The organism is Haloplanus sp. HW8-1 (assembly GCF_023703795.1).
GTDB lineage: Archaea > Halobacteriota > Halobacteria > Halobacteriales > Haloferacaceae > Haloplanus > Haloplanus pelagicus.
Map to the genome: position 1 here is coordinate 2,942,977 of NZ_CP098518.1, position 20,186 is coordinate 2,963,162.

A 20,186-nucleotide genomic window follows, 5' to 3' on the forward strand; every position below is an offset into this window, starting at 1 on the left:
CATAGTGCTACGGGCGGGGTGGGGCGACGCGGGCGCCGTCGCCGGAAGGCCCTTGGTCCCGACTGGACAGGTGAGGACGCATGCCTTCTCGCGACGCAGTCTGTCGAGGAGGTGGTCTGGCCGGCGGTCGAATCCGCCCTCAATGGCGTTTGCCGGCACGATCACCGTCTCACCCGGGACGCCGTTGGGTGTGACGACGGATACGCGGGGACGGTGATCCCTCCAACGAGGCTCGGAACGAACGGAGGATAGTCCATCCTGGATTCGAACCAGGGTCGAAGCCCCCAGAAGGCTTCAGGATTGGCCGCTACCCCAATGGACTGACACGTCGGCTCCCGCGAACCGCTTCGGGAGCTTCACCCGCCACTACCGGCGAGTCGCATATGAGTGTTGCGAAGTCGGTCGCCGTCGACGGACGCCCGGGTCCATCGGGACCCGGATCGGTCACGCCGTCGCGACGCCGAGCAAGCGGATCACGTGGGCGAAACTCAGCAGGTGGTCGGCCCGGTCGAGCGACCCGCCACCCGGAACGAGTGCCGCCACCGCGTCGTCGATGCGGGCGTCGAGAGTCGTGGCGGCGTCCTCGCCGAGCCATCCGAGCGCGCGGTAGCGTGAGATCGCGTTCCGGGTTCCCGTCTCACCCGCCGTCCGGACGAGGTAGGCGATCCAGTCTCGGCCGACGCGGCGGGCCTCGGGCGCGTCCGGGAAGGTCCCGAGATAGGGCCGTTCGCCCAGGGCGGAGGGGTCGACGCCGCCGATAGCGACCAGCCGCTCACACTGCTCTCGGGAGGGTTCGTCGGGCGCTGGCGCTCGATACCCCGACCCCTCCACTGGCGGGAGTGTAACCCCCGACTCGGGGTCGATGTCGGTATTGGGGTCCTCCGTGTCGGCGAGCGATCGGAGTTCCCGCGCGTCGTAGTCCCCGGGATCGAACACGTCCACCGATCGGCGCCGTCGCTCAAGGCTCTTGTGACCGGTATCACACCGGATATCGGAGGTCCGAGAGCGGGATCCGTAGCGTCGCGACGGTTCCGCGGGGCTTGGGATCGGCGTCCCCGATCCCCACGGCCACCCGGAGGCCGAACCGGAGCCGTGCTGGAGGTGGGTCTCCTCGCCCGCTTCGAGGGCGTCGAGTTCGGCGTCGGGACCGTCAGTCCGAACCGACGACCCGTCCCGACCGCTCCTCGATGTCGAGCGCCCACACGTTGGGATGTTCCTCGATGTCGTGTTCTCCGAGGAGATCCGACTCGAACGCGTTGTCGGCCAGCGCCGCGCGTGCGGTGTCCCACCGGTTCGGAGTGATCCGGTCGATCGGACCCGCGACGATGGCGCTCCGCCAACTCCCGTCGGGGTCGACGTCGAAGGCGGCGAAACTCGCTTGCCGGGATTGCTCCGCGTAGCGCTCCTTTTTGAGTTTCGTAGAGCGACCGACGAACAGGAAATAGAGGGAGTCCCCGTCGTATCCGAACGACAGCGGGACACCGTATGGTACGCCGTCGACACTCATCGAGAGCACCCCGACACCGGTCCGCGTGAGGAACTCGTCGATGTCCGATGGATCCATTTTCGAACCGAGAAGTGTGTGATATGGCGAGCTCATCGATAGTGGTTCGTCGTACGAAGGAAAAAATCTCCACTTCGGTTTTCAATCGTTGGGAACGTCCGCGTCGGTCAGTCCGGCTGGCTGCGGGCATCACGGGACGAAAGGAAAGACCCAGGTAGGCGGTGGCGGAAACGTCGGGCATGTACATCGGTCGCTTCATCGTCGTCGGTCCGGGGATCGGCGCCTACCGTGTCTCCTCTCGGTCCTTCCCGAACCGTCGGATCGTCGAACGAGGAGGGACGCTGACCGTCGCGCCCACTCCCGACGCCCCCGAGACGGACAACCCGTACGTATCCTACAACTGCGTTCGCGAGAGCGACGGCCGGGCGGTCCTCGGCAACGGCTCGCACGTCGATCCCGTGACGGAGAAACTCGATATGGGCTATCCGGCGCGGGACGCGCTGGCGACGGCGCTGCTCTCGCTGGATTACGAGAAGGACGACTACGACACCCCGCGAATCGCAGGGGTCGTCGGGGACGACGCGGCGACAGTCGGGGTCGTCCGCCGGGACGCGCTGCTGGTGGAGCGGGTCACAGAGCCAACCCTCGTCGCCACCTACGAGGAGGACGACCCCCGGCGCTTCGAGTTCGGGGCGACGACGGCCGCGGAGGCGGCCCGGGAGGCGTACGGCCTCGACTTCGAACACGCGGTCTGTGCGGCGGGGGTCGCGGTCGACGGGAGCGTAGAGAGGGCTGTCGTCAACGGAGAGTAGACGCCGCCCGACCGCGTCGCTGGAGTTCGGATCCAAGACGGGGTCGATGGCGATGGCGGCCGGACGATTGCGCCCACGGCGGCGGGCAGGACAGTCCCGGGGGAGGACACGACAAAGCCTAACCGCGGCGGGGCGCAAGCGGGACTATGCGACTGGGCGTCATCTCGGACATCCACGCCAACCGGATCGCCCTCGACGCCGTCCTCGACGACATGCCGACCGTGGACCGGCTAGTCTGTGCGGGGGACGTAGTCGGCTACAACTCCTGGCCGGTCGACTGCGTTGCCGCCGTCCGTGAACGGTCGATCCCGACGGTGATGGGGAACCACGACCGCGCGGTGGCTCGCGACACGGGCTTCCGGTTCAACGCGATGGCGGCGGCGGGCGTCGACTACGCCCGCGAGCGACTCGACGAGGACGCCCTCTCGTGGCTCGCGGACCTCCCGGACGCCCGCGTCGTCGCGGACGGGCGCGTGAAACTCGTCCACGGTCACCCGGCGGATCCGGACCGGTACACCTACCCCGAGGAGTTCTCGGCGTCGATGCTCGACGGCGAGGACCTCCTCGTCACGGGTCACACCCACGTCCAAGGGCATCGCGTCTTCGACGAGGGGGTGGTGATGAACCCCGGAAGCGTCGGACAACCGCGGGACGGCGACCCGCGGGCGGGCTACGCGGTGGTCGACCTGAACGCGGGGAGCGGCGGGGACGCCGTGACCGTCGAGGAACGGCGTGTCGAGTACGACGTCGACGCCGTCGTCGCGGCGGTGCGGGAGGCGGGGCTGCCGGAACGGATCGGGTCGCGACTGTACGAGGGCCGATAGCGGCTCAGATCGTCTGTTCCTGGACGATTTCGAGGGTCTCCTCGCGGTCGTCCCAGTCGACGAAGATGGCGACGGAGGTGGCCGAGGTGATGAGGTCGTGGATGTTGATGCCGGCCTCCGAGACGGGTTGGACGATGTCGAGGATGATCCCGGGACGGTTGGGGAGTTCGCCGCCCGTGACCCGGATGACGGCGAACTGGTTCTCGACGGTCACCGACGAGAGCGTCTCGTCGTTGACGACCTGTTCGTGGAGGACGTACTCGGCGTCCTCGGAGATGTCGTCGTTGACGTAGAAGGTGACCGAGTCCATCCCGCTGGCGACGGCGTCGATGTTGATGTTCTCGCCGCGCAAGGCGTTGGTGAGGTCGGCGAGGATGCCCGGTCGGTTGCGCAGGGCGCGACCGGCGACGGTGATGCAGGCCAGCGGTTCGTCCTGCATGTCGATGAGGTTCTGGAACTGGCCCTCGATGCGCGTGCCGCCGGTCAGCAGGTCGCCGTGCTGATAGTGGACGACCCGGACCGTCAGGTCCTCGTCTTTGTAGGAGAGGGCGCTCGGTGCGACCACCTCGGCGCCGCGAAAGGAGAGGTTCCGGAGTTCGTCGACGGTGATGTGGCCGACGTTGCGGGCACCCTCGACGACGCGTGGGTCGCCGGTCATGACGCCCTCCACGTCGGTGACGATGACCACCTCGTCGGCGTCCATGAACTTGCCGAGCATGACGGCGGTGGTGTCGCTGCCGCCGCGACCGAGGGTTGTCACCTTCCCGTCGAGGGTCTGGGCGAGAAAGCCCGTGATGACGGGGACGACGGTGTCCAGGTCGTCGGCGAGCGACCGGGCGCGTTTCAGCGTCTCCTCGGCGTCGACCTCGCCGAACTCGTCGGTGATGATCGGCCACGCCGCCGAGCCGGGTTCGACGAACATGGCGTCGACGCCGCGGGACGCCAGCGCAGCCTTCAGCATCCGGACGCTCGTCCGCTCACCCATGCTGACGATCTCCGCGCGGTCGGTATCCTCCGCCTCGAAGGTGATCTCGTCGAGGAGTTCGTCGGTCGTCGACCCCATGGCGCTGGCGACGATGGCCACCTCGTGACCCTCCTCGACGGCCTTCGCGACGGTGTCGGCCGCGCGTTCGATGCGGTCACCGCTGCCGAGCGAGGTGCCGCCGAACTTCGCCACTACGCGCATCGTGAGACCTCCCCAGGTTCCGGCCGATACGGAATCATGCGAGGGGGTAGCGAGATGGACGGTAATAACTGTGTTCACTCACACCGGACGGCGGTCCCGGGATGGGTCGGGAGGCTGGTGCTTTTGTGCTTATGACTGGTGATTTGATACTACGGAGCCGACAATGGACGACACCCAAGAGACGACGAAGACGGTCTACCCGTACTGTGGCGCGGGTGTGGCATCGCGGTGACCGACGACATCAGGGAGGGGTTTGACGACGGTCCACTTCTCGGCGGCGTTGGTCAACCGCCCCACCGACGACGTACTCGACGGAACGCGCGAAGATTCCCGAGTACAAGGCGCCCGCCCCGTCGATCGACGTTAGCGTCAAGCCGGCGGTGCCAGGCGACGACCCGCGACCGGGGCGGACGACGGCGAGCGTTTAAGCGGCTGCCGCCGTTAGGTCGTGGCATGGAAGTGCGCGACGCGGTCGAGGCCGACGCCGACGAACTCTCGGCCATCGCGGACGTGCCGGCCGACGTGGTTCGGAACCTGATCCACGATCGGACGGTCAGAGTCGCGGAGCGTGGCCCGACTGCGGCGGGGCCGAACGCCGACACCGACGACGGGAAGCACCGCGACGTCGTGGGGTTCGTGAGCTTCGACGTCCGGGATGGGACCGTCCACGTGACGCAACTGTCGGGAACCGGGACAGCCTGCGAGCGGCTGCTTGCCGAACCCGTCCGGTTCGCCACGACCGAAGGGATGACCGTCGAACTGCTGGCGATCAGCGGCGACGACGCGATCCGCGAGGCCGCCGAGGCGGCCGGCTTCGAGCGTGACGGGCAGGGGCCAACGTTCGACGGGAAATCGACCGTGCGATACCGGCTCGATCCCGCCTGAACGCGAGGGGCGACCGCCGGTCGTCGACTGACGGTCAGGCGAACTTCCGTACCGTCAGATCCAGCGTGTCGAGATCGAGGATGGGAGCGAAGCCGACGTCGGGATCGATGTTGACGCTCTTTTGGAAGGCGGTCTGGGCCTGCCAGCACCCGCTGTTGACCGCGAGGACGTTGTGGTACTTCCCGTATCCGAGCTTGTGGACGTGGCCGGTGTGAAAGACGTCGGGGACGTCCTCCACGACGAGGTAGTCCCGCTCCTCCGGTGCCAACCGCATGTGCCCGCCGTATTTCGGCGCGACGTGACGTTTTTTCAGGAGGTGGTACATCGCCCGGTGCGGGTCGTCGTAGCTCGCTTTCTCGTCGGGGAGTTCGGCGATCACCTCGTCCAGCGAGACGCCGTGATACATCAGTACCGAGACGCCCTCGACGGTCACGGTGGCGGGGTTACCGACGATCCGGGCGTCGTGGGCGGTCATGATGTCGCGGAGTTCCTCGTCGAACGCCGGCTGGGGCTCCGCGAGTCGGACGGCGTCGTGGTTGCCCGGAATCATCACGATCTCCAGATCGCCGGGCACCGCCTTCAGATGCTCCGAGAACCGCTCGTACTGGTCGTAGATGTCGACGATGTCGAGTTCCTCGTCCTGGTCGGGGTACACCCCGACCCCCTCGACCATGTCGCCCGCGATCAGCAGGTACTCCACGGCCGCGGCCTCCTCCGTGTGGAGCCAGTCGGCAAAGCGGTTCCAAGCGTCGGCGACGAACTCCTGGCTCCCGACGTGGACGTCGGAGATGAGCGCCGCCTGCACGTGTCGGTCGGCAGTGTTCGGCCGGTACGTCCGGGGGACGTCTGGAAAGTGGAGCGCGTCGACGAAGACGATACCCGCGTCGTCGGAGAGCGTTCCCTCGACGGCGATACATTCGTCGAGCAGGAGTTCGTCCACCAGATCGGCGATGTCGCGGTCCTTCGTGATCAGACAGGGGAAGGTGCCCGTGGTGTCCTCCAGTTCGACGATCCAGTGACCGTTCGCCGAGGAGCGGACGTCGTTCACCAGTCCAATCATCGCCACGTCGCTTCCACCCGGCATGTCGTCGATGGCCGACGTCGGTCGGTGATTCACCCGTCCGCGAAGCTGCCCCGAGAGGGTCTCGTAGCGGTCCCGAAACACCGAAACGAAGTCGTCGTATTCGCCGGTTCCGGTGCTCCGGCCGGTGATGTCGCCGTCGACCTCCGGCGGTTCGGGTCGACGCTCTGGAGCCTCCGACGCCGAAGACCCCTTCGTTTCGACTGGAGATTCCGACGGCATCGTGGTTGTTTCGGACGGATTCGGTGGAGTCGAAACATCGGTTCCGGACGGATCGGTTCCGGCCGGGTCTGGATCGGGGGAGTCGGCGTCGGGAACGGTGTCGGCGGGGGGAGCGTCGGTGTCGGGCGACGAATCGTCACGAGCGGGGGTCGAGGGGGTCGAACCCGTGGAGTCGGCCGTTCCCAGCGTCGCCCGGACGTGATCGGTCGTGAGTCGGAGGGCGTCGTCGGGCGCCGTCTCGACGGCGGCGTCGAGGGCCGCCGCGGGATCGGCGGCTCCCGCCAGAAGTGTCACGGCTTCCCGCTCGGCGTTGTATCCGCGACGGGCGAGTTCCCGGACGATCCGTGCGGGCGTCTCGAGAGGCACAGGGGAGGCACGACTGGCGCGGTCAAAAGGGTGCTGGATGCCGGGAGTCGAACGCACGGTCCAGAAGTTTCAACTCCGGCGACGGTAAACGGCAACCGATGAGTGCCGACGACGGTCCCCAACCACCCGACGAGTACGCGGACGACGACGAGTGCCCGCGGAAGTCGGGAGGACCACTGCGGCGGGTCGCCACGGCGAGCGAGGGGGTGCTGTTGGTCGTCCGCGAGGCGGCGCTGAGCGTCGGCGCCGTCGTGGCCATCGGTGCTCTCCTCTTTGCCATCAGCGGCGTCTGGCCGCCGATGGTGGCCGTCTCGAGCGGGAGCATGGAACCGCACATGTACAAGGGAGATCTGGTCTTCATCACCGACAACGGGCGATTCGCACCGGAAGCGGCCCACGACGCGACGGGCGTGGTCCCGCGAACGACCGGCCGGGAGGTCGGGTACCGGAAGTTCGGGGCCCACGGGTCGGTGATCGTCTACGACAACCCGACGGACGCGGGACCGCCCGTGATCCACCGTGCCCAGTTCTGGGTCGAGGCGGGGGAGAACTGGTACGACCGCGCCGACCCCGACCACGTATCGGCGGACGACTGCGAGGAGATGTCGAACTGTCCGGCGCCACACGCCGGGTTCGTTACCAAAGGCGACGCAAACGGCCGGTACGATCAGGTGAACGGTATCAGCGAACCGGTCAAGCCGAACTGGATCGTCGGCGTCGCACGCGTTAGGGTTCCCTACCTCGGATGGGTGCGACTCGGCATCTCGGGGGTCGTCCTCGAGACGTCACCGACGGTCGAACCGTCGATCGAGGGCAGCCTCGACCGGGTCCCGGCGCCCACCTGAACCCGCGGCGCTCAGTTGTCGAATCGGGCCTGGACGAACGGTTGTGCGTTCTCGATGTCGCCCAGTCGAGAGTCCGAAAGCAGGACCGCTTCGGTCTCCTCGACGGGGACCGAGAGGCTGATCTCCTTCGTCCGTCCGTAGCGTCCCTTGCTCACCACGACGGCGTTGACGATGCCGAGCATGTCGAGTTCGGAGATGAGGTCGGTGACGCGTCGCTGGGTGAGGACGTCGGCGTCGATCTCCTCACAGAGCCGCTTGTAGATGTTGTACACCTCGCCCGTGTTGATGTTGTGGACGCCGTTTTTCTCCAGGAGGATGATCGCGAAGAGGACGATCTTCGACTGGGTGGGAAGGGTGCGGACCACCTCGATCACCCGGTCGAGTTCGATCTTGTCCTGGGCCTGCCGGACGTGGCTCTCCTCAACGGTGTTGGCCTGGCCGCGCTCGGCGAGTTCGCCGGCCGTCCGGAGGAGATCGAGGGCCCGGCGGGCGTCGCCGTGTTCCTGTGCCGCGAACGCGGCACAGAGGGGGATGACGTCCTCGGTGAGTGCGCCGGGTTCGAAGGCCACGTCCGCGCGATGCTGGAGGATGTCCCGCAGTTGGTTGGCGTCGTACGGCGGGAAGACGATCTCCTCCTCGCCGAGACTCGATTTGACTCGGGGGTCGAGGAAGTCGGTGAACTTCAGGTCGTTCGAGATCCCCATGATCGAGATGCGGGAGTTGTCGAGTTCGGAGTTCATCCGCGAGAGGTTGTAGAGGGTGTCGTCACCCGACTTCTCGACGAGTTTGTCGATCTCGTCGAGCATGATGACCACCACGCGTTCGTGGTAGTCGACCGCCTCGAAGAAGGAACTGTAGACGCGGTCGGTGGGCCACCCCGTCATCGGGACGCTCTCCATCCCCTCGCGGTCCGCTTCGAGCGTCTCGATCCGGTCGTCGATGCCGTCGACCGAGTCGAACGGGGAGTCGGCAAGAGTCCGCTCGCCGTCCGTGACCGCCGACCGCAGCGTGCCGAGATCGTCGATCCGGCCGTCGATGACGTCCCGGTTTTTCTCGATGAACTTGTTGGCGAGTTGCGCGAGCACGCGATACTGCGTGTCGGTCACCTCGCAGTTGATGTACTCGACTTCACAGGGGACGTCGTACTTCTGAGAGGTGGACTCGAGTTCCTTGCTGACGAACTTCGCGCTCGCGGTCTTTCCCGTCCCCGTCTTTCCGTAGATGAGGATGTTCGACGGCGTATCGCCCCGGAGCGCCGAGACGAGGATGGTCGCCATCTGGTTGATCTGCTCGTTTCGGTGCGGGAGTTCGTGTGGCGTGTAGGACGGGCGGAGGACCTCCTTGTTCTCGAAGATCGGCTCCCCGGAAAGCAGATCGTCGAACAGTCCCTGACTGTCGTCCTCGTCGTCGAGCACGTCGTCGATGTCGACGTCACCGGAGATGTCGCTTGTCCGGTCGCGCGGTTGGGCGTCCAAGTCGCGCTCGTCGGCACCGGAGCGATCGTCGGGAGGTGAGTCGTTGGCATCCATTCGGTGAAACCCCGCCGTTTCGACTGGAAAACGCGCCCACGGGACTGGGGTGGTTCGATCGATCTCACCATCTCCGTGGGCCACTGGCGCGTCCAGATGATCCAGAGGAAACAGAGGAACAGACGGTAGAAAAACTTTCCCCCTCGTCGGGACGCACGTGTCCGAATCCGAAACCTCCGTGAACACGGGGTCAGGCGCCCTATCATCGGTCATTGGCCTACGGTCCCGTTTGGTGAGCGGTCGGTTCCAGTCGAACGGAGGGTGTGGGAGGGCAACCCCCCCACCCCTTCGTTTCGGGTGGAACGACGGAACAGTGGGGGGCGAGGAGAAGGCTACTAGAGCGACACTTATAAGTAACACTGACTGTAACTATACCCGCACTGCAGTAAAATAACTTATTACACGGGGCGGTTGTGTGGATACTAGGGATCGAGGACGACCCCCGATCGTCGGTCGCCGTCGACACCGGGGTGCCGTCCCCACGGGTTGGTCCTCTCCACCCGAAACGAAGGGGTGGGGGGCACCCCCTGCTGGGCGCCGCCACGTCGATGTCCGTCGTCCCGGTGGCCGCATCCATCGCCGTCCCGTGGGCCGTCCCGATCCGTGGTCCGACCGAGGGCCAACGGCGGCGATGTCGGCGCAGGCCTCGAAGTGGGCGTCGACGTCGATTACCGCCACTACGGCCGTCGAACGCCGGTCACTACTGACAGGTCGGTTATGGTTGTCTGACGCACACTTAAGTAATCGCGGTGACGTTCATCCCGCATACGCCCTCTCGCGGCGGTAGACGGGAGGAGCGGGAGGATAGGATGGGACTGCTCACAGGACTTAGAGACAGCATCACACGCGTAACAGAACGACTGTTCTCGGCCAGCGATCCCAAGCGGATCGGGATCTACGGGCCGCCCAACGCGGGGAAGACGACACTGGCGAACCGAATCGCCCGCGATTGGACGGGCGACGCCATCGGCCCGGAGAGTCGCGTCCCCCACGAGACTCGCCGGGCCCGTCGCAAGGAGGACGTCGAGATCGAACGAAACGGCCGCACGGTGAACATCGACATCGTCGACACGCCGGGTGTCACCACGAAAGTCGACTACAAGGAGTTCCTCGAACACGACATCGAGGAGGAGGACGCGGTCCGTCGCTCCCGCGAAGCGACCGAAGGAGTCGCGGAGGCGATGCACTGGCTCCGGGAGGACGTCGACGGCGTCATCTACGTCCTCGACAGCACGGAGGATCCGTTCACTCAGGTGAACACGATGCTCATCGGGATCATCGAGAGCCAGGATCTCCCGGTACTCATCTTCGCGAACAAGACCGACCTCGACGACTCCAACGTCAAGCGCATCGAGAACGCCTTCCCGCAACACGAGACGGTGCCGTTGTCGGCGCTCGAAGGCGACAACATGGACGAAGTGTACGACAAGATCGCGGAGTACTTCGGGTGATGGAGATGCCTGAAGCCACCCCGACCGACGTCGACGGTGTCCAGATCGACCTCATCAGCGGTGCCCGGATGGAGAACCTCACGAGCATGGAGAAGATCCGGCTCATCCTCGACGGGGTCCGTGACGGCAACATCGTCATCCTCGAGGAGGGCCTCACGCCCGACGAGGAGTCGAAACTCATCGAGGTGACGATGACGGAGATCAGCCCCGACGAGTTCAACGGCATCGAGATCGAGACGTACCCCCGATCGGAAACCGCCGACCGGAGCTTCCTCGACCGCCTGATGGGTCGGGAGTCGACGAAGAAACTCACCGTCATCGGGCCGGCCAACCAGATCCAGACGCTCCACAAGGACGAGAACCTCATCAGCGCGCTCGTCTCCAGAAAGTAATGCCTCACCAGTGTACGAACTGCGAACGAGTGTTTCCCGACGGCTCCAAGGAGATGCTTTCGGGCTGTCCCGACTGCGGTGGGAACAAGTTCCAGTTCAAGCCGGACTCCGCGACCGAGACGCCGACACTCGGCGACGATTCTCCGACTGCTCCGTCCGGTTCCCCCCCCGACGCCGGTGCGGCGGAGACGGTCGGCCCGTCCTCGACGTCCCCCGACGCACCGTCGGCAACCGGCGGCGACCCGACGCCCGAGTCGGACCCCGACCCCGACGCGGACACCTCGTCGTCCCCGCCGGTCTCCGAGGACGTGGCCGGGTCGGCGTCGGAGACCGATGGGACGTTCATCGAGGCCGACTCGGATCCGAGCGTCCTCGAGGAGGACACCGCACAGGCGGACGCTCGCCGCGACGTAGTCACCGCAGACGAACTCGACGACGCGTCGTCGTCCCCGCCGCCTTCGGCCGCCGACGCCGCCCGTACCGTCCCACCTGACGCGGACGAGTCGCCCGGAATCGACGATCTCCGCGCGGAACTCAACGACCAGTTCGAGAGCATCAAGATCCTCGAACCCGGCCAGTACGAACTGAACCTGATGGAACTGTACGACCGCCAGGAGTGCATCATCTCGCTGCAGGAGGACGGTCACTACGTCATCGAGGTGGCCGACACCTGGCGCGACGACGACCCGTAACCGTTCCACAGAATTCATCCGTTCCCGTCCCACACGCTCTTCTCGCCCGCGACGGATCACGTCTGTCCACGCTTCGGCGACGGACCGACACTGCCTCGCCCGCCCGTTCTCGCCGCCCCGACGAACCTACTTTACCCCCGTTCCGGACGTCCCCATCCATACCCCTTCGTTTCAACTGCAGTTCACTACCCGAAAGCTTCGAAGACGATTGTAGGGGCGCATCTCTATGGACGGGAAACGTTGGTGTCGGACGACCGTCACGGGATGGAACGTCCGGTCCGGGGCGTCGGTGTCGTCGGAGCGAGACTGCAATATTTATGCGGGCCCGTCCCGAGCCTTTCGGTATGAGTCAGGCGACGAAGATCGTGATCGGGACGCTCGGCGTATCGGGACTCCTCGCGGCGATTCTGGTGATCGGCTCACTGCTCGGTTGATGTTCGAGCGTCGGCGACTCTCCGCGGACCTCGAATCCGTCCGGGAGCGACACGCCCCGGACTCGCTCGTCTTCGGCGCCGACGCCGACTTCGAGACGCTCCCTCCGCCGACCGCCGAGGATCTCGGCTTGCTGGTCGACTCCCTCGATCCGGCCAGCTACCCCGAGTCCTGGGTGCCCGCGGATGCTCCTCGGCCGCTCCGCCGGTACGCGGGACCCGACTTCACCGTCGGCCTTCCGGGCGACGGGACGGTGATGTGGACTCGTCAGACCGTCCCCCCGACCGTCATCGTGAAGGCCCGCGCCGAGGGAACGCCCGACGAGTTCCTCGCGTTCCTGATCGCGGAGGCGCTCGTTCAGGTCGGCCTCGACGTGCCCGAGTCGTTCCTCCCCTTCTTCGGCGACGCGTATCCGGATCTCGATGCGGTCATCCCGCTCGACCCCGCGTCGGTCTATCAGATCGCGGCGGCGCTGTACGACGGCTGGGTGGGCCGGCAGACGCGCCCGATCTTCGCCGATTGGGCCGACGACTTCCCCGGCCTCCACGCGGCCTGGGTGGACGCCGGCGACAGTCTCCGGGACCGTGTCGACGGCCTCCCCGGCGCGGTCGCTCGCGGCGAGACCGACTTCGCCGACGCCACCGAACTCGCCTGCGCCGCGATCAAGCACGGACTGGATCTCCCCGCCCCCTTCGCCGCGCTCGATACGACGGCGTACGTGGAGTACGGGCCCGAGTACGCGGTCCGCTGGGCGGCGACGACATTCGAGAAGTTGACCGAGACCGACGATTGAACGCTCAGACGTCGAACGACGCGGTCACGCCGCCGCCGACCCCCAGGTCGAGAACGCCGTCGAACAGGTCCTGGAACCGGGTCAACGTCGCCTCGTCGTGGACTTCCTTCGAGAGGTGAAACAGCCCGACTGCGTCGTACTCGCCCAGCAGGTCGAGGAGCCGTTTCGTCGCCTCGTACACCTGCTCGTCGTCCGCGTAGTACGCCATCTCGGTGAGTGAGTCGACGCTCACGCGCCGCTTCCCACCGTGGCTTTTCAGGAACGCCTCGGTCTTGTCGACGATGCCGTCCAGGTCGTCGGGCGAGGCGACGTAGTGGACGCGGTCCGAGGGGCGCCGGGAGTAGCCCCGTTCGACCGAGAGCGTATCCAAGATGTCCGCGCGTGACTCGTCCACGTCGTAGTGTTCGAGTTTCTGTTCGACCTCCCGGGCAGTCGTTCGAGTCGAGATGACGAGGAAGTTGTCGGTGTCGGTCTTCAGAAAGTCGGTGTCGATGCGGTCGGTCTCGCCGATGCTCGGGTGGAGCAAGAGGACACCCGTCCCGCCGGGAACCGTCTCCGGCGCGCCGTCGATGGCGAGCGTGTAATCCATATCCGTCTCTCCGACCGGACGGACTTAAGACTGCGGGTGACCGCCTTCGGGTCTCAGAACAGCGAATCGGCGGTCGCTGCGCCGACGACGCTGAACACCCCGCCGACGCTGACGGCCTTGAGCGTCACCTCGATCGATCGTCTTCCCACATCCTCGCCGAGAAACGTCTCGGGGGCGCCGAACGCCAGTGCCAGCGCCAGCACCGAACAGTACGACACGAAGACGAGCGAGACGAACCGGAGCGGCACCCCGCCCACCTCGGTTTCGCTCTCGGGATCGCGGTCGTCGGCCTTGTAGAGTGCGCCATAACCGATCCCGAAGACGATGGCGACGGTCGCCAGCGTCTGCACCCAGGACATGTTCGCCGCCAGCGTCCACACCTCTTCGGTGACGACGAACGGCCCCGCGAGCAGGAACCCGCCGACGATCTGCTGAGCGGCGTCTGCCAGTTTGAACCGCCGGCTCGATCCGACCATGTCACGTCCTCACGCTCCCGGAATATAGGCGCGGGGTTCGGCGCCGGGAAACGAACGATGTTCGACGCCGGGAAACGGTTTTCCCCGCGCACGCCGCACGGGACGACGTATGACGCTCCAGCGTCGGTACGTCCTCGGCGCGGTGTTCGTGCTCGCGGCCGTCGGGACTGCCGTCCTCGTCGCGGACGTGTTGGCGACGGTGTTTTTCGCGGTGACCGTCGCCTACCTGCTTGTCCCCCTCCACGAGGGACTGACCCGCCGGGGGTTCTCCACGTGGTAGGCGAGCGTCGCCGCGACGGCGGCGGCGGCGCTCGCGGTTATCATGCTCGCGCTCCCGCTCCTGTGGATCGTCGTCGGCCGCCTCGACGAACTCCTCTCGGTCCTCTCGTCGCTCCCGCCGGCGCTGACGGTCGACCTCTATGGCTTCGCCGTGACGGTGACGCTCTCGGAGGCCAGAGCGATGGTGCTCGGGTACGGGCGCGGACTCGCCCGGTCGGTCGCTGTCGTCGTTCCCGTCCTCGCGCTCAAACTGACCGTGTTCGTGATGCTCGTGTTCGCCTTGCTCTCTCGGACCGCCGACGCCAACCGCGCGGTCATCGCCCTCGTTCCGCCGGGGTATCACGACCTGGCCCGCGGGCTGGGGAGTCGGACCCGCGCGACCCTCTTCGGCATCTACGTCCTGCAGGCGGCGACCGCGGTCGGAACGTTCGTCATCTCGGTGATCTTCTTTTTCCTGCTCGGCTACCCGTACTTCTTCACGCTGGCCGTCGTCGCCGCGATCCTCCAGTTCGTCCCGGTGATCGGCCCGTCGGTGCTGCTCGCCGTCCTCGCGGCGACTCACCTGATCGCCGGCGACCCGGTGCAGGCGGCGATGGTCCTCGTCGCCGGCCTCGTTCTGATCGCGTGGTTGCCGGATGTGTTGATCCGGCCGCGCCTCGCCCGCGAGACCGCCGACCTCCCGGGGAGTCTCTACTTCGTCGGGGTCGTCGGCGGACTCCTGACGCTGGGGCCCGTCGGGATCATCGCGGGGCCGCTGGCGGTCGCGCTCGCCGTCGAGAGCGCCGAACGCCTCTCGGCGGAACTCAACGAGGTGTCCGTCTCGGAGGGCTGAGCGCTACTCGTCCGGGTCGCCCTCCGCTACCGGTCCTCCTCGCTCCATCCACTCGGTGAGGCTGCCCTCGTAGAACCCCACGTCCTCGTATCCGAGATGGGTGAGGACGATGTACGTGTGGCTGATGCGTCGGGCCGTGTTGCAGTAGAGGATGATCCGGCTGTCGGGCGTGATTCCCCGGGCGGCGAGCAGCGACTCCAGTTCCTCGCGCGGCTTCAGTCCCCGCGTCCCTTCGTCGACGAGTTCCCGCCAGTCGAGTTGGATCGCGCCCGGGAGGTGAGCCTCTTCGTACTCCCACGCCTCGCGGGTGTCGACGATCAGTGCGTCGGTGTCGAGGGCGGACTCGACCGTCTCGAAGTCGACGAGCGGCGACGACTCCGGCTCCCGAACCTGGTAGGTCGCGCGCGACGGCTCCGGCGTCTCGGTCGTCGTCTCGTGTGATCGACTCCACGCGCTGTAGTCGCCGTCGAGGAGGTGGAGGTCGCGATGGCCGTACAATAGCGCCGTCACCAGGAACCGCGCCGCGAACACGCCGTGTTCGTCGTCGTAGGCGACCAGTCGGCCGTCGGTCGTGATCCCGGCCGCCTCCATCAGTTCCGTCCACCGCTCCTTGCCGGGGAGCATTCCCTCGTCGCCCGCCTCGCTTCGGAACCGATCGAAGGGAACGTTGACCGCCCCGGGGACGTGCCCGATTCCGTCGAACTCCCAGGCGTCGCGTACGTCGACCACGCGCACCTCGTCGCCGTGGGTCGCGAGCCAGTCGATGGATACGACGATGTCCTCGTTCATGGCCGGCGATGGGGGCCGACCGAATATAGTGACGGCGCTTCCGTCGTCCCGGCGGCGTCCCGATTCAGGTCAATATTTGCCGGTTCCAGTGCGCGCCGCCCCCGCCCCTCCCGGTCGATCCGCCGCCCCGAACGGTACGGCTCCCCAAGAGGAAGCAATAATTTCCGATTCGAGCGAGGGATGGCCGTGTCTGCCCGTAGTGTGAGGGTTATAGGGGTGGGTGCCGTAGGTGGGACCGCTATGTCAGATTCAGCGTACGCGAAAGACGTTCTGGTGTCGGCGGACTGGGTGGAAGACCACCTCGACGACTTCCAGAGCGACGACCCCGATCACCGGCTCGTGGAGGTCGACGTCGACACCGAAGCCTACGACGAGGGGCACGCCCCCGGCGCCATCGGCTTCAACTGGGAGACACAACTGCAGGACCAGACCACGCGCGACATCCTCTCGAAGGACGACTTCGAGGATCTGCTGGGGAGTCACGGCATCTCCGAGGACTCGACCGTCGTGCTGTACGGCGACAACTCCAACTGGTTCGCGGCTTACACCTACTGGCAGTTCAAGTACTACGGTCACGACGACGTGCGCCTGATGGACGGCGGGCGCGACTACTGGCTCGAGAACGACTATCCGCTGACCGAGGACGTCCCCGACTTCTCGGCTGTCGACTACGAAGCCTCTGGTCCCCGCGAGAGCATCCGTGCCTACCGCGAGGACGTCGAGAACGCCATCGAGCGCGGCGTGCCGCTGGTCGACGTGCGAAGCCCCGAGGAGTTCCGCGGCGAGATCCTCGCGCCCCCGGGACTCCAGGAGACCGCCCAGCGCGGCGGCCACATCCCCGGCGCGAAGAACATCTCGTGGGCCGCCGTCACCAACGACGACGGCACGTTCAAGACCCGCGACGAGATCGCGGACCTGTACGCCGACGAGGGCATCGACGGCGACAGCACGACCGTCGCCTACTGCCGTATCGGCGAGCGATCCTCCGTCGCCTGGTTCGCGCTCCACGAACTCCTCGGCTACGAGGACACGATCAACTACGACGGCTCGTGGACCGAGTGGGGCAACCTCGTGGGCGCGCCGGTGGAGAAGGGCGACGCCAAGTGAGCGAAGCGAACGAGGCGTCGTAGTGAAGCGGCGACACACTCACCGACGACCGGACATTTTTCGCACTGCCGACCCGCCGGAGCCGCCGCCGTCGCGTCCGAACGCCCGTCCCCCCGGGGACGCCGGCGGCGCCGGATCGCTGGCGATGCATACAAACGCGGGCCTCTCGTACCGCGGGCCATGGACGGAACGACGCTCGTGGACACCCTGACCGACGACATGGAGACGGAGCTGTCCCGACTCGGCTCGTCGAAGTGGCTGTACGCGCTGACGGACGGCGAGATGACCGCCGACACGGTTCGCGCCGCCGCGGCAACCGACGCCGCGGCCGCAGCCGACCGGTTCGAGGTGTGGGCGACCGACGCCGAGGGAGAGGCCGCGGCGCCGTTCGCGGCCCTCGCCGAGACGGCGAACGACCGGCGCGAGACCGTCGCCGCCGACCCCGCCCCCGATCCCGGGGAGCGCCGGACCTACGGGGCGCTCGCGGACCTCGACGACACCGTCGCCCGCCTCGGTGGGGCGCTCGGTCACGCGCTCGTCCTCGACCGGACCGTGGGGCAGATGGTCGGGTTCTTCGTCGGCGACGCCGACCCGTCGACGGCCGGTACCTTCCGTGACCTCCGGGATGCGGCCGACGACGACCGCGACCGGATCGTCGAGGCCCTCGATGCCCACTGCACGGGCGAGGACGACTGGGACCGCGCCCGGAGCGCCGCGGCGGCCGTCGTCGAGGCCACCTACGAGGACTACGTCGAGACCCTGGAGTCGATGGGGATCAAACCGAAGAACGTCTGCTGATCGATCTCCACCCGAAGCGAGGGGGTTCGTGAACGGTTCCCACCCGGCCGGTTACACCCCGTCGAGGGTCTCTCGGTACTCGCTGATCGCGTCCATCGCCGCCTCGATGCGTTCGCCGACGTCGGCGTCGGTCGCCGCCGTGATCTCCCGGAGCGCGTTCTCGTGACGGGCGAGACGGCCGTGGTCCGTACCGATCTCCGCCAGTTTCGCGAGCTGTTCGGCCTGTCGTTCGAGCCGGTCGCGTTCGTCGCCCGAGGCCAGTTCCGCCGCAGCGTCCAGTTCGTGGCTCGCTCGCTGGAGTCCTGATTGCGCCATGGGCGGAGCTACGACCCGGGGGGACAAGTTCCTGTCCCCATCTATTTCCCCGCTCCCCGCCCATGGGTGTTCGATGGTTCCGTCGCCGCCGCCGACCGGTACGCTCCTCGTGTTCGGCCTCATCCTCGCCGCGCTCTTCCTTTTCGTGACCGAGCGCATCCCCAACGACACCACCGCGCTCGCGGTCCTGGTCGCGCTCGCGGTCTTGGAGCCGTGGACCCTGATCACCCCGGCCGAGGCGCTCTCGGGCTTTGCCAGCCCCGCGACACTCACCGTCGTCGCGATGTACATGCTGAGCGAGGGTATCCAGCGGACGGGACTCGTCGGCCGCCTCGGCGCCACGCTGGGCCGACTCACCGGAGGGGACGAGCGCCGCCTCCTCGGCGCGACGGTGGGGACGACGGGACTCGCCGCCGGCGTCGTCAACAACACGCCCATCGTCGCGGTGTTCATCCCGATGATCACGGATCTCGCCGACCGATACGGCCTCTCCCCGTCGAAGCTCCTCCTCCCGCTCTCGTATGCGGCCATGCTCGGTGGGACGCTGACGCTCGTCGGCACGGCGACGAACATCCTCGCGAGTGACCTCTCCCGACAACTCCTCGGCCACCCGCTCTCGATGTTCGAGTTCACCAAACTCGGCGTCGTCGTCTTCCTCGTGGGCGCGGCGTACCTGCTCACGGTCGGCCGGTGGCTCACGCCCGCTCGCATCGATCCCGCCGCGGATCTCACCGAGACGTTCGATCTGGAGAACCACCTCGTTCGCCTCGTCGTCCGGGAGTCGTCGCCGCTGATCGGGGCCACTCCCGACGCGGCCGACGATCGACTCGCGGCCGACGGCCACGACCTGGACGTGTTACAGGTGGAACGCGACGGCGAGTCGTTCCTGGCACGGACGAGCGACCGACCCCTCCTGGCCGGGGACCTGCTCACCGTCCGTACGTCGCTCCAGACCGCCAACCGCGTCGCCGGCGAGTACGGACTGCGTCACCGTCACCGCGACGAGGTCACCGAGGACGACCTTTCGGAGACGCCCCACCGGGGCACGCTCGTCGAAGTGATGATCCCCGGCGAGTCACGGTTCGTCGGGACGCGACTCGGAGCGTCGGCCCTCGACGAACGGTTCGACACGACGGTGCTCGCCGTCCGTCGCGGCGACGAGGTGACACGGGCGGACCTCGACGACGTCGAACTCCGGGGCGGCGACACGCTCCTCCTCCAGACGACGGCCGGCGCCATCGCCTACCTCGCCGACCGGGACGAGGTGATCGTCACCCACGAGCCCGAAGATCCGGCGGATCTCGACGGGACGGTCCGCGCCGAGGAGCCGGGCGCTCCCCTCGATTCCCGCGCGCCGGTCGCCGTCACCATCCTGCTCACCGTCGTCGCCGTGGCAGCACTCGGCTGGCTCCCAATCGTCATCGCCGCACTCGGCGGCGTCGTGGCGATGGTGGTCACCGGCTGTCTCCGCCCGGCGGACGCCTACGACGCCGTCAGTTGGAACGTCGTCTTCCTGCTCGCGGGCGTCCTCCCCCTCGGCCTCGCGATGCAGCGCACCGGTGGCGACGCCCTGTTGGCAGGGGTCCTGGTCGCGAGCGACGCCGTCCTCCCGCTCGTCGGCGTTCTCGCGCTCGTCTACGTCGTGACCGCCCTACTCGCGAACCTCATCACGCCCGTCGCCACCGTCGCGTTGATGGTTCCCGTCGCCGTCGAAGTCGCCGCCCGCCTCGGCGCCACCCCCCTCACTTTCCTCCTCGCCGTGATGTTCGCGGGGTCGACGGCGTTCCTGACGCCCGTCGGCTACCAGACGAACCTGATGGTCTACGGCCCCGGCGGCTACCGCTTTACCGACTACCTCCGGGTCGGCGGCCCGCTGCAGGTGCTCGTGGCCGCCGTGACGACGACCGGGCTGACCGTCCTCTGGGGGTTGTAGGCCGAGCGACCTACGTCGTCGCGTCGCCGACGGGAAGCTATAAGCAGCGTTCGA

General features: G+C 67.2%; 23 protein-coding genes and 1 tRNA gene. 14 read left to right on the forward strand and 10 right to left on the reverse strand.

Annotated features, from left to right (window positions below; translation table 11 throughout):
* Nucleotides 1-249 precede the first annotated feature (249 nt).
* The 3 genes from NBT82_RS15325 to NBT82_RS15335 all read right to left on the reverse strand — a co-directional run bounded on the left by NBT82_RS15325 (nucleotide 250) and on the right by NBT82_RS15335 (nucleotide 1,600).
* A tRNA-Gln gene (locus NBT82_RS15325) sits at nucleotides 250-322 on the reverse strand.
* Nucleotides 323-444: 122 nt separating this feature from the next.
* A complete protein-coding gene (locus NBT82_RS15330) occupies nucleotides 445-942 on the reverse strand; it encodes a FlaD/FlaE family flagellar protein (protein WP_251328976.1) in 498 nt (165 codons plus the stop codon).
* Between the two features lie 208 nt (nucleotides 943-1,150).
* Nucleotides 1,151-1,600, reverse strand: coding sequence for a pyridoxamine 5'-phosphate oxidase family protein (locus NBT82_RS15335; RefSeq protein WP_251328977.1), 450 nt, complete (start codon nucleotides 1,598-1,600; stop codon nucleotides 1,151-1,153).
* A 143-nt stretch (nucleotides 1,601-1,743) separates the two neighbouring features.
* Here NBT82_RS15335 and NBT82_RS15340 point away from each other — a divergent pair, with 143 nt between their 5' ends.
* Together NBT82_RS15340 and NBT82_RS15345 are read left to right on the forward strand one after the other, a co-directional pair.
* Nucleotides 1,744-2,316: an IMP cyclohydrolase gene (locus tag NBT82_RS15340; protein WP_251328978.1), complete on the forward strand. Its 573-nt coding sequence runs from the start codon at nucleotides 1,744-1,746 to the stop codon at nucleotides 2,314-2,316.
* Nucleotides 2,317-2,462: 146 nt separating this feature from the next.
* Nucleotides 2,463-3,140, forward strand: coding sequence for a metallophosphoesterase family protein (locus NBT82_RS15345; RefSeq protein ID WP_251328979.1), 678 nt, complete (start codon nucleotides 2,463-2,465; stop codon nucleotides 3,138-3,140).
* Between the two features lie 4 nt (nucleotides 3,141-3,144).
* Here the strand turns inward: NBT82_RS15345 and NBT82_RS15350 are convergent, their stop codons facing one another.
* Nucleotides 3,145-4,326: an aspartate kinase gene (locus NBT82_RS15350; RefSeq protein WP_251328980.1), complete on the reverse strand. Its 1,182-nt coding sequence runs from the start codon at nucleotides 4,324-4,326 to the stop codon at nucleotides 3,145-3,147.
* Between the two features lie 453 nt (nucleotides 4,327-4,779).
* Between NBT82_RS15350 and NBT82_RS15355 the strand changes: the two genes are divergently transcribed.
* The gene (locus NBT82_RS15355; RefSeq protein WP_251328981.1) at nucleotides 4,780-5,211 is read left to right on the forward strand and encodes a hypothetical protein; all 432 of its coding nucleotides are present in this window, start codon (nucleotides 4,780-4,782) and stop codon (nucleotides 5,209-5,211) included.
* A gap of 34 nt (nucleotides 5,212-5,245) precedes the next feature.
* On the opposite strand, the gene NBT82_RS15360 is transcribed toward NBT82_RS15355, so the two are convergent.
* A complete protein-coding gene (locus NBT82_RS15360) occupies nucleotides 5,246-6,880 on the reverse strand; it encodes a DNA-directed DNA polymerase II small subunit (protein WP_251328982.1) in 1,635 nt (544 codons plus the stop codon).
* Nucleotides 6,881-6,978: 98 nt separating this feature from the next.
* On the opposite strand from NBT82_RS15360, the gene NBT82_RS15365 reads away from it, so the two are divergent.
* Entirely contained in the window at nucleotides 6,979-7,725 is a 747-nt protein-coding gene (locus NBT82_RS15365) for a S26 family signal peptidase (RefSeq protein WP_251328983.1), read from the forward strand.
* 11 nt (nucleotides 7,726-7,736) lie between these two features.
* Here NBT82_RS15365 and NBT82_RS15370 read toward each other — a convergent pair whose 3' ends face one another.
* Complete coding sequence (locus tag NBT82_RS15370; RefSeq protein ID WP_345780657.1) at nucleotides 7,737-9,467, reverse strand: Cdc6/Cdc18 family protein; 1,731 nt, start codon at nucleotides 9,465-9,467, stop codon at nucleotides 7,737-7,739.
* A 596-nt stretch (nucleotides 9,468-10,063) separates the two neighbouring features.
* Here NBT82_RS15370 and NBT82_RS15375 point away from each other — a divergent pair.
* The 5 genes from NBT82_RS15375 to NBT82_RS15390 all read left to right on the forward strand — a co-directional run bounded on the left by NBT82_RS15375 (nucleotide 10,064) and on the right by NBT82_RS15390 (nucleotide 13,014).
* Nucleotides 10,064-10,705, forward strand: a complete 642-nt coding sequence (locus NBT82_RS15375; protein WP_251328985.1) for an Era-like GTP-binding protein — start codon at nucleotides 10,064-10,066, stop codon at nucleotides 10,703-10,705.
* Between the two features lie 5 nt (nucleotides 10,706-10,710).
* Nucleotides 10,711-11,097, forward strand: a complete 387-nt coding sequence (locus NBT82_RS15380) for a DUF2073 domain-containing protein (protein WP_251331302.1) — start codon at nucleotides 10,711-10,713, stop codon at nucleotides 11,095-11,097.
* Entirely contained in the window at nucleotides 11,097-11,789 is a 693-nt protein-coding gene (locus NBT82_RS15385; protein ID WP_251328986.1) for an OapC/ArvC family zinc-ribbon domain-containing protein, read from the forward strand. Before NBT82_RS15380 ends, NBT82_RS15385 begins: the two co-directional genes overlap by 1 nt.
* Nucleotides 11,790-12,133: 344 nt before the next feature.
* Complete coding sequence (locus NBT82_RS20350) at nucleotides 12,134-12,223, forward strand: hypothetical protein (RefSeq protein WP_425601758.1); 90 nt, start codon at nucleotides 12,134-12,136, stop codon at nucleotides 12,221-12,223.
* The gene (locus tag NBT82_RS15390) at nucleotides 12,223-13,014 is read left to right on the forward strand and encodes a DUF7089 family protein (RefSeq protein WP_251328987.1); all 792 of its coding nucleotides are present in this window, start codon (nucleotides 12,223-12,225) and stop codon (nucleotides 13,012-13,014) included. Before NBT82_RS20350 ends, NBT82_RS15390 begins: the two co-directional genes overlap by 1 nt.
* Before the next feature lie 4 nt (nucleotides 13,015-13,018).
* Here NBT82_RS15390 and NBT82_RS15395 read toward each other — a convergent pair whose 3' ends face one another.
* Together NBT82_RS15395 and NBT82_RS15400 are read right to left on the reverse strand one after the other, a co-directional pair.
* Complete coding sequence (locus tag NBT82_RS15395; RefSeq protein WP_251328988.1) at nucleotides 13,019-13,603, reverse strand: DUF7090 family protein; 585 nt, start codon at nucleotides 13,601-13,603, stop codon at nucleotides 13,019-13,021.
* Nucleotides 13,604-13,656: 53 nt separating this feature from the next.
* Nucleotides 13,657-14,079, reverse strand: coding sequence for a DUF2391 family protein (locus tag NBT82_RS15400; protein WP_251328989.1), 423 nt, complete (start codon nucleotides 14,077-14,079; stop codon nucleotides 13,657-13,659).
* Between the two features lie 109 nt (nucleotides 14,080-14,188).
* Here NBT82_RS15400 and NBT82_RS15405 point away from each other — a divergent pair, with 109 nt between their 5' ends.
* Entirely contained in the window at nucleotides 14,189-14,359 is a 171-nt protein-coding gene (locus NBT82_RS15405) for a hypothetical protein (RefSeq protein WP_251328990.1), read from the forward strand.
* 42 nt (nucleotides 14,360-14,401) lie between these two features.
* Nucleotides 14,402-15,190: an AI-2E family transporter gene (locus NBT82_RS15410; protein WP_251328991.1), complete on the forward strand. Its 789-nt coding sequence runs from the start codon at nucleotides 14,402-14,404 to the stop codon at nucleotides 15,188-15,190.
* 3 nt (nucleotides 15,191-15,193) lie between these two features.
* Here the strand turns inward: NBT82_RS15410 and NBT82_RS15415 are convergent, their stop codons facing one another.
* Nucleotides 15,194-15,979: a sulfurtransferase gene (locus tag NBT82_RS15415; RefSeq protein ID WP_251328992.1), complete on the reverse strand. Its 786-nt coding sequence runs from the start codon at nucleotides 15,977-15,979 to the stop codon at nucleotides 15,194-15,196.
* A 240-nt stretch (nucleotides 15,980-16,219) separates the two neighbouring features.
* On the opposite strand from NBT82_RS15415, the gene NBT82_RS15420 reads away from it, so the two are divergent.
* Together NBT82_RS15420 and NBT82_RS15425 are read left to right on the forward strand one after the other, a co-directional pair.
* Nucleotides 16,220-17,086 carry a sulfurtransferase gene (locus tag NBT82_RS15420; RefSeq protein ID WP_251328993.1) on the forward strand — a complete coding sequence of 289 codons (867 nt, stop codon included), beginning with the start codon at nucleotides 16,220-16,222 and terminating at the stop codon, nucleotides 17,084-17,086.
* 180 nt (nucleotides 17,087-17,266) lie between these two features.
* Complete coding sequence (locus NBT82_RS15425) at nucleotides 17,267-17,884, forward strand: transcription antitermination protein (protein WP_251328994.1); 618 nt, start codon at nucleotides 17,267-17,269, stop codon at nucleotides 17,882-17,884.
* Nucleotides 17,885-17,935: 51 nt separating this feature from the next.
* Here the strand turns inward: NBT82_RS15425 and NBT82_RS15430 are convergent, their stop codons facing one another.
* On the reverse strand, nucleotides 17,936-18,199 hold the full coding sequence (locus NBT82_RS15430; RefSeq protein ID WP_251328995.1) for a DUF7553 family protein: 264 nt from the start codon (nucleotides 18,197-18,199) through the stop codon (nucleotides 17,936-17,938).
* A gap of 73 nt (nucleotides 18,200-18,272) precedes the next feature.
* On the opposite strand from NBT82_RS15430, the gene NBT82_RS15435 reads away from it, so the two are divergent.
* On the forward strand, nucleotides 18,273-20,132 hold the full coding sequence (locus tag NBT82_RS15435) for an SLC13 family permease (protein ID WP_251328996.1): 1,860 nt from the start codon (nucleotides 18,273-18,275) through the stop codon (nucleotides 20,130-20,132).
* Nucleotides 20,133-20,186: the final 54 nt, after the last annotated feature.